11 protein-coding genes are annotated in these 12,845 nt (G+C 67.9%); all 11 read left to right on the top strand.

Annotated features, from left to right (window positions below):
* Positions 1-8 precede the first annotated feature (8 nt).
* The 11 genes from AC2CQI_RS26530 to AC2CQI_RS26480 all read left to right on the top strand — a co-directional run bounded on the left by AC2CQI_RS26530 (position 9) and on the right by AC2CQI_RS26480 (position 12,797).
* Complete coding sequence (locus AC2CQI_RS26530; protein WP_484578371.1) at positions 9-746, top strand: DUF2092 domain-containing protein; 738 nt, start codon at positions 9-11, stop codon at positions 744-746.
* 302 nt (positions 747-1,048) lie between these two features.
* Positions 1,049-1,306 carry a hypothetical protein gene (locus AC2CQI_RS26525; protein WP_484578370.1) on the top strand — a complete coding sequence of 86 codons (258 nt, stop codon included), beginning with the start codon at positions 1,049-1,051 and terminating at the stop codon, positions 1,304-1,306.
* A gap of 229 nt (positions 1,307-1,535) precedes the next feature.
* On the top strand, positions 1,536-2,513 hold the full coding sequence (locus tag AC2CQI_RS26520; RefSeq protein WP_484578369.1) for an AAA family ATPase: 978 nt from the start codon (positions 1,536-1,538) through the stop codon (positions 2,511-2,513).
* Between the two features lie 10 nt (positions 2,514-2,523).
* The gene (locus tag AC2CQI_RS26515) at positions 2,524-3,474 is read left to right on the top strand and encodes a DUF58 domain-containing protein (protein WP_484578368.1); all 951 of its coding nucleotides are present in this window, start codon (positions 2,524-2,526) and stop codon (positions 3,472-3,474) included.
* The gene (locus AC2CQI_RS26510; RefSeq protein ID WP_484578367.1) at positions 3,471-3,950 is read left to right on the top strand and encodes a DUF4381 domain-containing protein; all 480 of its coding nucleotides are present in this window, start codon (positions 3,471-3,473) and stop codon (positions 3,948-3,950) included. The genes AC2CQI_RS26515 and AC2CQI_RS26510 overlap by 4 nt, the downstream gene beginning before the upstream one ends.
* Positions 3,937-4,932 (top strand): vWA domain-containing protein, encoded by a 996-nt coding sequence (locus AC2CQI_RS26505; RefSeq protein WP_484578366.1) that lies wholly within the window; start codon positions 3,937-3,939, stop codon positions 4,930-4,932. The genes AC2CQI_RS26510 and AC2CQI_RS26505 overlap by 14 nt, the downstream gene beginning before the upstream one ends.
* On the top strand, positions 4,922-6,433 hold the full coding sequence (locus tag AC2CQI_RS26500; protein ID WP_484578365.1) for a VWA domain-containing protein: 1,512 nt from the start codon (positions 4,922-4,924) through the stop codon (positions 6,431-6,433). Before AC2CQI_RS26505 ends, AC2CQI_RS26500 begins: the two co-directional genes overlap by 11 nt.
* A complete protein-coding gene (locus AC2CQI_RS26495; protein WP_484578364.1) occupies positions 6,430-7,455 on the top strand; it encodes a hypothetical protein in 1,026 nt (341 codons plus the stop codon). Before AC2CQI_RS26500 ends, AC2CQI_RS26495 begins: the two co-directional genes overlap by 4 nt.
* Positions 7,452-8,459 carry an HAD family hydrolase gene (locus AC2CQI_RS26490; protein ID WP_484578363.1) on the top strand — a complete coding sequence of 336 codons (1,008 nt, stop codon included), beginning with the start codon at positions 7,452-7,454 and terminating at the stop codon, positions 8,457-8,459. The genes AC2CQI_RS26495 and AC2CQI_RS26490 overlap by 4 nt, the downstream gene beginning before the upstream one ends.
* Before the next feature lie 69 nt (positions 8,460-8,528).
* On the top strand, positions 8,529-10,103 hold the full coding sequence (locus AC2CQI_RS26485; protein ID WP_484578362.1) for an arylsulfatase: 1,575 nt from the start codon (positions 8,529-8,531) through the stop codon (positions 10,101-10,103).
* A 186-nt stretch (positions 10,104-10,289) separates the two neighbouring features.
* Positions 10,290-12,797, top strand: a complete 2,508-nt coding sequence (locus AC2CQI_RS26480; RefSeq protein ID WP_484578361.1) for a spermidine synthase — start codon at positions 10,290-10,292, stop codon at positions 12,795-12,797.
* Positions 12,798-12,845 lie beyond the last annotated feature (48 nt).

Here is a 12,845-nt window from a genome sequence, read left to right as displayed (position 1 = left end):
GTACGCCGATGAAGCTGCGTCATGCTGCCTTGAGCCTGCTGATCCTGTCCGGCCTTGCCCAGGCGGCGGACGAGCGCGACCCGGCGGCCCTCGCGGCCCTGTCCGCCATGGGCAGCTATTTGCAAGGCTTGCCCAGCTTCAGCCTGAGCACCCGCAGCGAAACCGACCAGCAACTGGAGAGCGGCCAGACCGTCGCCTTCCAGCACCACACCCAAGTCCTGGCGGTGCGCCCGGACAAGCTCTACGTCAACGTCGACCGGGGCGGCAGCAGCCGGCGCTTCTTCTATGACGGCAAGGACTTCGTGCTCTACGACCAGCACCTGAACTACTACACCCGGGAAGCGGCGCCGGACAGCATCGGCAAGCTGCTCGACCTGCTCGGCGAGCGTTACGGTATCGAACTGCCGCTGGCCGACCTGTTCCGCTGGAGTGCCGCGACGGCCGACGAAGTCGGCATCAGCGCGGCCTACAGCATCGGCAAGGAACATCTCGATGGGCAGAGCTGCGTGCATTACGCCTATCGCCAGCCACAGATCGACTGGCAACTCTGGGTGCGCGAAGGCGCCCAGCCGCTGCCCTGCCGCCTGGTGATCACCCGGCGTGACGATGCCGAGCGGCCACGGCACAGCGTCAGCTTCGCCTGGGACCTGACGTCGCCGATCAAGGCCGACGCCTTCACCTTCGTGCCACCGGCCAAGGCCCTGCCGGTGCCGCTGGTGCAACTGGATGCGGGGGAACGGCCATGAAGCGGACGCGCTCGATCTTCAGCCTCGGCCTGCTGGCCTGCCTCGTAGTGCCCGCGGTTGCGGAAGCCTGGCAGTTGCGTGGCGGAGGCGGCGGACGCAGCTTCGTAGTGCCGCATCACATGGGCGGGGGTGGCTTCCAGAGGCCGGCGTACCAACCCAGCTATCACCCGCAGCCGCAGCCCATGCCACGCCCGCAGCCGGGGCCGCATCCGCAGCCGCAGCCAGGGCCTGGCCCGCATCCGCAGCCGGGGCCAGGCCCTCACCCAGGACCGGGGCCGCATCCGGGTCCCGGGCCTGGCCCGATGCCGCCTCCCCCACCACCGCCGCCACCACCGCCGCCGCCTCATGACGACTGGTACAACCCCTGGGCGACCGCCGCGGTAATCGGGGCAACCACGGCGGCGGCCATCGCCATCGGCACCCAAGTCAGTTCGGTCCCGCCGGACTGCGTTTCGGTGGTGGCCAATGGCGTGGCCTACCAACACTGCGGCGCCACCTGGTACCGGCCGCAATACGTGGGCAACAGCATCAGCTTCGTGGTGGTGGCTTCGCCATGGTGAACCTCAAGAACACCCGAGACCCTGTAGGAGCTGGCTTGCCTGCGATGGACCGCGCAGCGGTCCCAAAACCATCCAGCACGAATACCTGCCCTGAGCAGGCTTGGATTCTCAGCGCCGGCAAGACTGCATTTATCCAGAGACACGGCGTGGCAGGTTTTGGGACCGCTGCGCGGTCCATCGCAGGCAAGCCAGCTCCTACAAGGATCGCCGCAAACCGGAGGACGATTTAATGACCGCCCTCACCGACCTCAAGGCCCTGCACGCCGCCATCGCCCGCTCCGTCCTCGGCCAGGACGCGGTCATCCATCAGGTCCTGGTCGGCCTGCTGGCCAACGGTCATGTCCTCCTCGAAAGCCTTCCCGGCCTGGCCAAGACCCGCACGGTCAAGGCCCTGGCCCGTCACCTGGATGCGCGCATGAGCCGCATCCAGTTCACCCCCGACCTGCTGCCCTCGGACATCACCGGCGCCGAAGTCCTGCAACAGGCCGACGGCCGCAACCAGATCCGCTTCCAGCCCGGCCCGCTGTTCGGCAACCTGATCCTCGCCGACGAGATCAACCGCGCCCCGGCCAAGGTCCAGGCCGCCCTGCTCGAAGCCATGGAGGAACGCCAGATCACCGTGGCCGGCAGCAGTCACGCCCTGCCCGAGCTGTTCATGGTGATCGCCACCCAGAACCCCATCGAACAGGAAGGCACCTACCCGCTGCCGGAAGCGCAGATGGACCGCTTCCTGCTCAAGGTCCTGCTCGACTACCCGACCCCGGACAGCGAAAGCCAGGTCCTGCAGATGCTGCGCACGGAAGAAACCGCCCCGCCCGGCAACAGCGCCGGCGACCGCTTTACCCTGCCCCAGGACACGATCTTCCAGGCCCGTCGGGAAATCGCCGAAATCCAAGTCGCCCCGGCCATCGACCGCTACCTGGTGGACCTGCTCGACGCCACCCGCCACCCCGAACGCTACGACAGCGACCTGGCCCGCTGGCTGCAACTGGGCAGCAGCCCACGCGGTGGCATCGCCCTGGATCGTTGCGCCCGCGCCGAGGCCTGGTGGCAGGGCCAGGACTTCGTAACCCCGGACCATGTGCGCGCCATGCTGCACCCGGTCCTGCGCCATCGCCTGCAACTGAGCTACGACGCCATCGCTGACGGGATCAACGCCGAAGCGGTGCTCGAGCGCCTGCTGGCCAAGGTTGCCATTCCGGCATGAGGAGCGAGCGATGGGGCCCCCACAGCAGTCCGCCGACGGACATGTCTATGTCTCACTAGCCCAACTGATGGCCTTGGAGTTCGCTGCCCGCGGCCTCAGCTTCAACCCTCGCCAGCCCCGCGCCAGCCTGCTCTCCGGCAACCATGCCTCACGCCTGCGCGGGCGCGGCCTGGACTTCGATGAACTGCGCCGCTACCAGCCCGGCGACGACCTGCGCCATCTCGATTGCAAGGCCAGCCTGCGCAGCGGCACGCCCATCGTGCGCACCTGGACCGAGGAACGCGACCGCCCTTTGCTGCTGGTGCTGGACCAGCGCATGTCGATGTTCTTCGGCTCCCGGGTCAGCTTCAAGTCCGCCATTGCCGCCGAGCTGGCCGCACTCTGCGCGTGGATAGCGCTCAAGGGGGGCGACCGGGTCGGCGCGGTGATCTTCGACGACCAGGACTGCCAGTGCACCGCCCCCCTGCGCAGCCGCGCCCGGGCCCAGGCAATCTGTACGAGCGCGGTGAAGTTCAACCAGCGCCTGGCCGCCGACGTCCCGGCCGGCGACTCCGCGCACACGCTGGACGACGCCCTGCGCCGCTGCCTGCAAGTGGCCCGCCACGATCATCTGGTGTGCCTGATCAGTGACTTCGCCGGCGCCGGCGACAATACGCTCAAGCAGTTACGCCAACTGCGCGCGCACAACGATGTACTGGCCTTGCAGGTCTACGACCCGTTGGCCCTCGACCTGCCGGAACGCGGACGCTTGGTGATCAGCCAGGGCCAGTTGCAGGTCGCGCTGGCCATGGAACGCCAGCGTATCCGCCAACCGCTGAGCGACTTTCTCGGCGGGCGCCTCAAGGAGGTCGCGCAGTTGCTGCGGCGCAGCCAGGTGCCACTGATGATGTTCAGCACTGCGCTATCCGCCAGCGCGCAGTTGCGTCTGGAACTGGGCCGCCTGCAGGAGCTGCAGCCATGACCCGCCAGGTGCCGGATATTGAACAACTGCGTGAGATCGCCCTGCCCGCCCCGGTCAGCTACTGGCCACAGACCTGGGGCTGGGCGGCACTGCTGATCCTGCTGCTGGCCGCCTTGCTGGTGTGGGCCTTGCGCGCCTGGCGGCGCTGGCAGAAAAACCGTTATCGCCGCGAAGCCCTGCGCCAGCTCGACGCCCTGGAACGACGCCTGGACGACCCGCAAGCCCTGCGCGACCTGCCCGAACTGCTCAAGCGCGTGGCCCTGTCCATGCCCGGCGGCCTTGCCGCGGCGCCGCTGCAGGACCGCCAATGGCAAGCCTTCCTGGTCGCCCATGCCAGCGCGCCCCTGCCGGAGGATTTCGCCCGGCGCCTGGCGCAACTCGCCTACGCCCCGCAAGCACAACTGCAGGCCATGGACGCCCGCGAATTGCTGCGTCATAGCCGCACCTGGGTGGAGCAGCATCATGTGGCAGCTTGACTACCCCTGGCTGCTGCTCCTGCTGCCCCTGCCGCTGCTCGGCTACCGCCGTCTGCCGCCCTGGCAGGAAGCCCGCAGTGCCGTGCGCATGCCGTTCTTCGACGAGATCAGCCAGGCCACCGGCCAGCGCCCCGACCTGCCCGGCACCCGCCATGACCACTGGCAGCTCGCCCTGCATATCGTCGTCTGGTGCCTGCTGTGCCTCGCCGTGGCACGGCCGGTCAAGGTCGAGCCGCCGATCGAGCACCAGCAACCGGTACGCGACCTGATGCTGGCCATCGATATCTCCCAGTCCATGGACACGGTCGATATGCCCGGCACGGACGGCAAGCCGGTCTCGCGTATCAGCGCGGTCAAGGCGGTGGTCGCCGACTTTATCCGCCAACGTAAACAGGACCGCCTCGGCCTGGTGGTGTTCGGCAGCGGCGCCTTCGCCCAGGCGCCGCTGACCCTGGACCACGCCAGCCTGTCGCTTCTGCTGGCGCAGACCGAGGTCGGCATGGCCGGCCCCAATACCGCCATCGGCGATGCCATCGGTTTGAGCCTGAAGATCCTGGAGCAGGCCAACGAGCCGGAGAAAGTGCTGATCCTGCTCACCGACGGCAACGACACCAGCAGCGCCATCACCCCGGCCCATGCGGCGGAAATCGCCGCCGAACGTGGCGTGATGATCCACACCATCGGCATCGGCGATCCCCAGGCCCAGGCCGAAGCGCGGGTGGACCTGAGCACCCTGCAACAACTGGCCGCCAGTACCGGCGGCCGCTTCTTCCGCGCCAGCGACCGTGCCGCACTGGGCGAGGTGTACCACACCCTCGACGCGATCACCCCGCATGCCGTGAAGACCCTCAGCCACCAACCCAAGACCGAACTGTTCTGGCTGCCGCTGGGCGCCGCACTGCTGCTGTTCCTGCTCTTCCATCTACTGGCGCTGGCGGCCGCGCGCTGGAACGAACGGGAGGTGCCGGCCCATGGACATTGAGCTGGATGCCCTGCACTTCCTGCGCCCCGCCTGGTTGTGGCTGCTACTGCCGGCCTCGCTGTTGGCGCTGTTCTGGCGCCGTCAGCAGCACCAGCGCCTGCATAGCGTGCGCATCGCGCCACACCTGCTGCGCTACCTGCGCCTCGATGGCCAGCAGGCCAGAGGCGTGAAGCCGGTACACCTGGCCTGCGCCCTGCTGGTCCTCGGCGCCCTGGCCATGGCCGGTCCCACCTGGCAGCAGGACCGTCCGGACTTCCTCGACGACCGCGCCCCCATGCTCCTCGCCCTCGATCTGTCCGCGTCCATGGACAGCGCCGACATCCCGCCGTCGCGCCTGGAAGCCGCCCGGCACAAACTGCACAGCCTGATCGAACGCCGTCGCGGGGCCGCCACCGGGCTGATCGCCTATGCCGGCAGCGCCCACCTGGTCATGCCGGCGACCCGCGATCCGGCCCTGCTCGACGGCTATCTGCAAGCCCTGTCCAGCTCACTGATCCAGCGACCGGGCAAGGATGTCGCCGGGGTGCTGGAGGTCAGCCGGCAACTGCTGGCCGCAGAAAACGCCCCGGCCACTTTGGTGCTGGTCACCGATGGCGCCGACAGCAGCCAGTTCACAGCCCTGAAGGTGCCGCCGTCCCTGCAGGTGCTGATCCTCGCGGTGGGCAGTGCCGACGGCCAGCCCGGCGGGCTCGACACCCGCGCCCTCGAAGGGCTGGGCAAGGCGCTGGACGCGCCGCTGGGCAGCCTGACCGCCAACGACGACGACCTCGACTGGGTCGAAGCTCACGCCCGCCAGCATTTCCAGGCCGCCCCGGCAGACGGCGCGGCGCTGCACTGGAAGGACGCCGGTTATTGGCTGTGCTGGCCGCTGCTGCTGATCGCCTTCTTCTGCGTGCGCCGAGGCTGGAGCCTGAACTGGAGCGCGGCCTTGTTGCTGGGACTGCTGCTGAATGCCCCGGACAGCCGCGCCAGCGCCCTGGTGGATGCCTTCCTGACGCCCGACCAGCAAGGTCGCCTGGCCTTCGACCAGCATCACTACCCCGCCGCCGCCAGGCACTTCCAGGACCTGTACTGGAAAGGCATCGCCGCCTACAACGCCGCCGACTACGACCTGGCCCTGAGCAGCTTCGCCCGCCTGCGCACGGCGCCCGCGTACTTCTACATCGGCAATATCCAGGCCCGGCGCTTCAAGTTCGACCCGGCCATCGCCGCCTATCGCCAGGCCCTGGCCCTGCAAGCCGATTTCCCCGAGGCACGGGACAACCTGGCGCTGGTCCTGGCCCTGCAGAAGGACGCCGAATCGGCGGCGGACAACGCCCCCGAGGTCAAAGCCGACCAGATCGCCTTCGACAAACCCGCCAGCAAGGGCGCGAGCAAGGACGTCCAGACCCCGCAAGCCGCCTCGGATGCCCTCTGGCTGGACAACCTCAGCACCTCGCCTGCGCAGTTCCTGCAACGCAAGTTCGCCCTGCAGGATGCTGCGGCCAAGGAGGGACAATGAGACGGTTCGCGCTGCTCCTGCTTCTCTTCCTCGGCCCTGCTGGCGCCGCACCGCAGCTACGGGTACAGGCGCAGTTGCCGGACGGCAACCAGGCCGTGGTCGGCCAGACCGTGCCGTTGCAGGTGGATGTGCTGACCGACAGCTGGTTCACCAGCGCGCCGCAACTGCCCGGGCTGGCCCTGCCGGGGGTCGTGGTCACGCCACCAGACGAGCGCGCCCAGCACCTGACCCTGAACCTCGACGGCACGCCCTTCTTCGGCATGCGCTACACCTGGCGCCTGACCCTGCGCCAGCCCGGCGAAGTGCAGATTCCCGCCCTCGTCATCAGCGCGCAGCCAGGCGATGCCGTCGCCCTGCTGAGCGCCCGCAGCCAGCCGCTGCAACTCAGGGTGGACTGGCCCCAGGCCGCAGGACGCAACCTGCTGGTCGCCAGCGATGTGCAATTGAGCCAGACACTGGGCTCGCTCGAAGGCCTCAAGGTCGGTGACAGCCTGGTGCGCAGCGTCACCCTGCGCGCCACCGACAGCCTGGCCCTGCTGCTGCCGGTCACGCCCCTGGCCGAGGTCCGGGGCCTCAGTCGCTTCGTGAAAACACCGCAACTGAGCTCGCCCGACGACCTCAGCGGCCAGCGCATCGACAGCGCCAGCTACCGCATCGAGCATCCGGGCACATTCCATCTGCCGGCCATCGAGGTGCAGTGGTGGAGCAGCCGCGATCACCGCCTGCACAGCGCACAGGTGCCCGCCGTGGACTTTTCCGCCGTTGCGGCGCCAGCGGCGGCCCCGGCGTTTTCGGTCAGCGAAGACCTCCAACGCCTGGGCCGCGAAAGCCGCTTGCACCTGTCTCGACATTGGCTTGCGGCGCTGACGCTGGCGCTCATGGGCGGCACCCTCGGCTATCTGGTCCACCGCCATGGCGCCTGGCTGCGCGAGCAGTGGCGGCAGTGGCGACAACGCCCCCCCGCACGCGTGCGCTACGGACTGCGCCCACTCAATCCCACGCCACACAGGACGTCACCATGAACCGCACTCTCCGTTGCCGCTGGCTACTGCTGGCCTTGTTGCTGCTGTACTGGCCCGTTCAGGCCGACGCCCTGCCCTCCTGGAACGACAGCGCGCCCAAGGCAGCGCTGCAATCCTTCGTCGATGAAGTCACGCGCAACGACTCGCCGCAGTTCGTCCCGGTGGCCCAGCGCATCGCCGTGTTCGACAACGACGGCACGTTGTGGAGCGAGCAGCCGGCGTATTTCCAGGTGCTGTTCGCCTTCGATGAGGTGCGCCGCATGGCTGCGCAGCATCCCGAGTGGAAAACCACCCAGCCGTTCCGCGCGGTGCTGGAGAACAACCAGCAGGCGCTGGCGGCCGCAGGCATGGACGGCCTGATGAAGATCATCGCCGCCACCCATACCGGGATGAGCAGCGAAGTGTTCGAGGAACGGGCCCGGGCCTGGTTCGAGCGGGCCCGCCACCCCAGGACCGGCAAGCCCTACAACCAGATGATCTACCAGCCGATGCTGGAGCTGATGGACTACCTGCGCGAGCAGCAATTCAAGGTGTACATCGTCTCCGGCGGCGACAGCGGCTTCATGCGCGCCTTTACCGAACAGGTCTACGGCGTGCCGCCGGAACAGGTGATCGGCTCCCTCTTCGTGACCGAATTCACCCGGGTGGACGGCAAGCCGACGCTGCTGCGCACGGCAAGGCTGGCGCACAACGACGATGGTTCGGGCAAGCCGGAAAGCATCGACGCGATCATTGGCCGTCGCCCCCTGCTCGCGTTCGGCAACTCCGACGGTGACCTGCAAATGCTCCAGTGGACCGCCGCCGGCCCTGGCCCGCGTTTCATGGGCCTGGTGCATCACACCGATGCCCGGCGCGAGTGGGCCTACGACCGCCAGTCGCCAGTCGGCCGGCTCGACAAGGCCCTGGACGAAGCCCGCCAGCGCGGCTGGACGGTGGTCGACATGGCCGCCGACTGGCGCCGGATCTTTCCCTTCGACAACCCAAGCAAGGAGCCAACCCCTTAACCACGAAGCAAAGCGGTACTCATGGGCCGGAAAGCACCCGGCCTCAACGACGAAATGGAGGTAGATCGGATGACACGCTTACGCAGATGGGCACCACGGCTCGCCCTGCTGGCGGCCTTCGCCAGTGCCGGCGCGGGCGCCGCGGACAAGCCCAATATCCTGGTAATCTTCGGCGACGATATCGGCCAGACCAATATCAGCGCCTATTCCCTCGGGGTGGTGGGCTACCAGACCCCGAACATCGACCGCATCGCCAAGGAAGGGATGCTGTTCACCGATTACTACGCGGAGAACAGCTGCACCGCCGGGCGTTCCAGCTTCATCACCGGGCAGACGCCGCTGCGCACCGGCCTGTCCAAGGTCGGTGCGCCGGGAGCCTCGGTGGGCCTGCAGGACCGCGACATCACCATTGCCCAGGCGCTCAAGGGCCAGGGCTATGCCACCGGGCAGTTCGGCAAGAACCACCTCGGCGACAAGGATGAATACCTGCCGACCAAGCACGGCTTCGACGAATTCTTCGGCAACCTGTATCACCTCAATGCCGAGGAAGAACCGGAGCGGCCGTACTGGCCCAAGGACGCCAACGATCCGTACGTGAAGAACTTCAGCCCGCGCGGCGTGCTGCATGCCTTCGCCGACGGCAAGATCGAGGACACCGGGGCCCTGACCACCAAGCGCATGGAAACCATCGACGACGAAACCACCGCCGGTGCCCAGGAGTTCATCAAGAAATCGGTGGAGGCCGGCAAGCCGTTCTTCGTCTGGATGAACACCACGCGCATGCACGTCTACACCCACGTGCGCGACTCGATGAAGGGCCAGAGCGGCATGCCCGGCAACGAGTACGCCGACGGCATGCTCGAGCATGACGGCGACGTCGGCAAGCTGCTGAAGACCCTCGACGACCTGAAGATCACCGAGAACACCATCGTGGTCTACACCACCGACAACGGGCCGAACCAGTTCTCCTGGCCGGACGCGGCGACCACGCCGTTCCGCAGCGAGAAGGACTCCAACTGGGAAGGTGCTTTCCGGGTGCCGGCGATGGTGCGCTGGCCGGGCAAGATCAAGGAGGGCACGGTGTCCAACGAGATGTTCTCCGGGCTTGACTGGTTCCCGACCCTGCTGGCGGCGGCCGGGGTGACGGACGTCAAGGAGAGCCTGCTCAAGGGCTGGTCGCCGACGGCCGGTGGCAAGAGCTTCAAGGTCCACCTCGACGGCTACAACCAGTTGCCCTACCTCACCGGCCAGCAGCCCAAGGGCGCACGGGACGAGTTCTTCTACTTCAACGACGACGGCGACCTGGTGGCGATGCGCTGGGGCAACTGGAAGGCGGTGTTCTGCGAACAGCGCCAGCCGGGCGGGTTCCAGGTCTGGCAGGACCCGATGGTGTGCCTGCGGGTGCCGAAGATCTTCAACCTGAGGATGGACCCGTATGAACGTGCGGACATCGTCTCCGACCAGTACAACGACTGGCTGGTGAAGAACTCCTACCTCACGGCGATCGCCACCATGAAGGCCAGCGAGTTCCTCATGACCTTCGTCGACTACCCACCGAGCCAGCACCCGGCGAGCTTCAGCATCGACCAGGTGAGAAAGCAGGTGGATGCGAAGATCGAGGAGAAGATGAAGCAAGCCAAATAGCGCAGTTGCCACGCGCCCTGTAGGAGCGTGGCTTGTCGGGCCGCCGAACCGCCGCGAAGGACCGCGGAGCGGTCCCAAATGCCCAGTGTCAGCGCCATTTTGGGAGCGCTTCGCACTCCTTCGCGGGCAAGCCACGCTCCTACAGGGAAACGGAATTAATCGATAATCACGGATGCCCTTGACACGATGCCGACAGCCACCGCCAAGACCGCCCGCCTCACCCGCGCCACCCGCGCCGCCCTGCCCCTGGCCTCGACCCTGTTGGTGGTGTCCGGGGCAGCGGCGCTGATCTATCAGGTCCTGTGGATCAAGCAACTGTCCCTGGTGGTGGGCGTCGAGGTACACGCTATCAGTGCCGGGATCAGCGCCTTCTTCGCCGGGCTCGCGCTGGGCGGCTGGTGGCTGGGCCGGCGCGCCGATCGCGTGTTGCGCCCGGTGCGCCTGTATGCCCTGCTCGAACTGGCCGTGGCCGTGCTCGGCGTGGCCGCGACCCTGGCGCTCGGCGCCAGCGCCGGCCTGTTCGCCCGCCTGCAGACGCTGGTCGGCCCCCTCGCCTGGCTGTTGCCGTTCGCGTTGGTGGGCATACCTGCCTTTCTTATGGGCGGCACCCTGCCGGTGCTGGTCCGTGCCCTGACCAGCGATACCGCCGTGGTTGGGCGCGCCGGTGGCCAGCTTTACGCGGCCAATACCGCCGGCGCCATTCTCGGCACCCTGCTTGCCGCCTTCTTCCTGTTGCCTCACCTGGGCGTTCTGGGCAGCGCCAAGGCCGCCGCGCTGGGCAATCTTCTGGCTGCCGCCGGTGCCCTGTGGTGGTTGCGGGAGACGACCACGGCGCCGCTCGCCGAAGCGCAAACCGCCACCCCGCGCAGCCGTGATTCACGCCTGGCCCTGGCGTTGTACGCCGTCGCCGGCGGTGTGGCGCTGGGCTACGAGGTGATCTGGTCCCAGGCCATCGTGCCCTTCATGAGCACCCGCGCCTTCGCTTTTGCCGTGGTCCTGGCCAGCTATCTGGCCGGGTTGATGCTGGGCAGTGCGCTGATTGCCCGGCGTGTCCACACATTGCGCGATCCCTGGGCCTGCTTCGCCCTGCTGATCGCGGCCGCCGGGTTGCTGGCGCTGGGAGAAATCGCCGGCCTCGGGCGCTGGCTGGTCAGCCTGCAAACCCAGGCCGAGGCTCTGGTACTGAGTCTCGGCGGCAGCGCCCTGAGCGGCATGAGCGCACGCTTCGCCGTGGCCGCGCTGAGCATCGTCCTGCTGCCCACCACCCTGCTGGGCGCAGCGTTTCCCCTGGCCCTGCACCTGGCCAGCGAGCGCGGGCATGTGGGCCGCGACGTGGGCTCGGTGGTGGCCCTGAATACCCTGGGCGGCATCGTCGGGGTGACGCTGACGGGCTTCGTGCTGGTGCCGCTCTTCGGCCTGGTCCGCAGCCTCGGCTTGCTGGCGATACTGGCCGGCCTGATTGCGCTGGTGGCGGTGTCTGCCACCCAGGGCGTGGCGCGCACGTCACGCGCGGCAGTCTTCGCTATCGCCCTGGCCAGCCTCGTTCTCGCCGTGCTGACCCCGCCGCAGCGCCTGGCTGATTTGCTTCCCGGTGCGCGCAACGGTTCGCTGGTGTTCTACGAGGAAGGTCGCGGCGGCACCGTCGCCGTGGTCGAACAGGAGAAACGCCAGGGCAGCTTCCGCCGCCTGTATATCCAGGGTGTTTCCAATACCGGCGATGCCATGCCGTCGCTGCGCTACATGCGCCTGCAGGCCCTGCTGCCCTTGCTGATCCACAACGGCGAGCCCCGCTCGGCACTGGTCATTGGCCTGGGTACCGGGATCACCGCGGGTGCCCTGCTGCGCTATCCAGGGCTGGAGCAGCGGGTGGTGGCCGAACTGTTACCTGCCGTGGTCAAGGCGGCGCCGCTGTTCCAGGGCAATTACGGCGCCATTGCCGACCCGCGTCTGGACCTGCGCCTGCGCGACGGCCGTCGCGAACTGCTGGCCAGCCCACAGACCTACGACCTGATTACCCTGGAGCCGCCACCGCCTTCCGCCGCCGGGGTGGTCAACCTGTATTCCCGGGACTTCTACCGGCTCGCCGCCGCACGCCTGAACCAACAGGGCATCGTCGCCCAGTGGCTGCCGCTGCCGACCCAGAACGAAGACGACAGTCGCGCCCTGGTGCGCAGCTTCCTCGATGTCTTCCCCCATGCCTCGCTGTGGACCAGCGAGTTCCACGAGATGCTGCTGGTCGGTTCGCTGCAGCCGCTGCACCTGGACGCGGCGCGCATCAGCGAACGCCTGCAACAGCCCGAAGTCCGCGACAGCCTGGCCGCCGTGGGCGTCGATTCGCCGGCCGCGCTGCTGGCGACCTGGGTCACCGATCGCCATGGCCTGGAGCGCTTCGCCGCCGATGCCGAGGCGGTGACCGACGACCGTCCCCGCATCGAGTACGCGCCCTGGGTGCGCAGCGATGAAATCGTCCGCGTGCTGCCCGCGCTACTGGCGCTGAGTACACCGATCCCGTTGGAAAACGCCGACAGCCTGTTGAAGCTCCAGGTCGCCGATCAGCGCCGGCGCCTGCTGCGTTTCTACGAAGTGGGCCTGACCGCCTACCGTGGCCAGCGCGAACGCTGGGCCCGGCAAGTGCCGGAAGTGCTTCGGGAGGACCCGGGAAATCCGTATTATCGCTGGTTCCTGGGCTTATAACCCTGAGTCACGCACACGCCCCATTAGAAGAAAAATACGGAAAACCGC

The organism is Pseudomonas sp. P2S-1, from assembly GCF_057197725.1.
The sequence above is the reverse complement of the archived record's forward strand: the minus strand, read 5'-3'. Positions and strand labels throughout refer to the sequence as shown.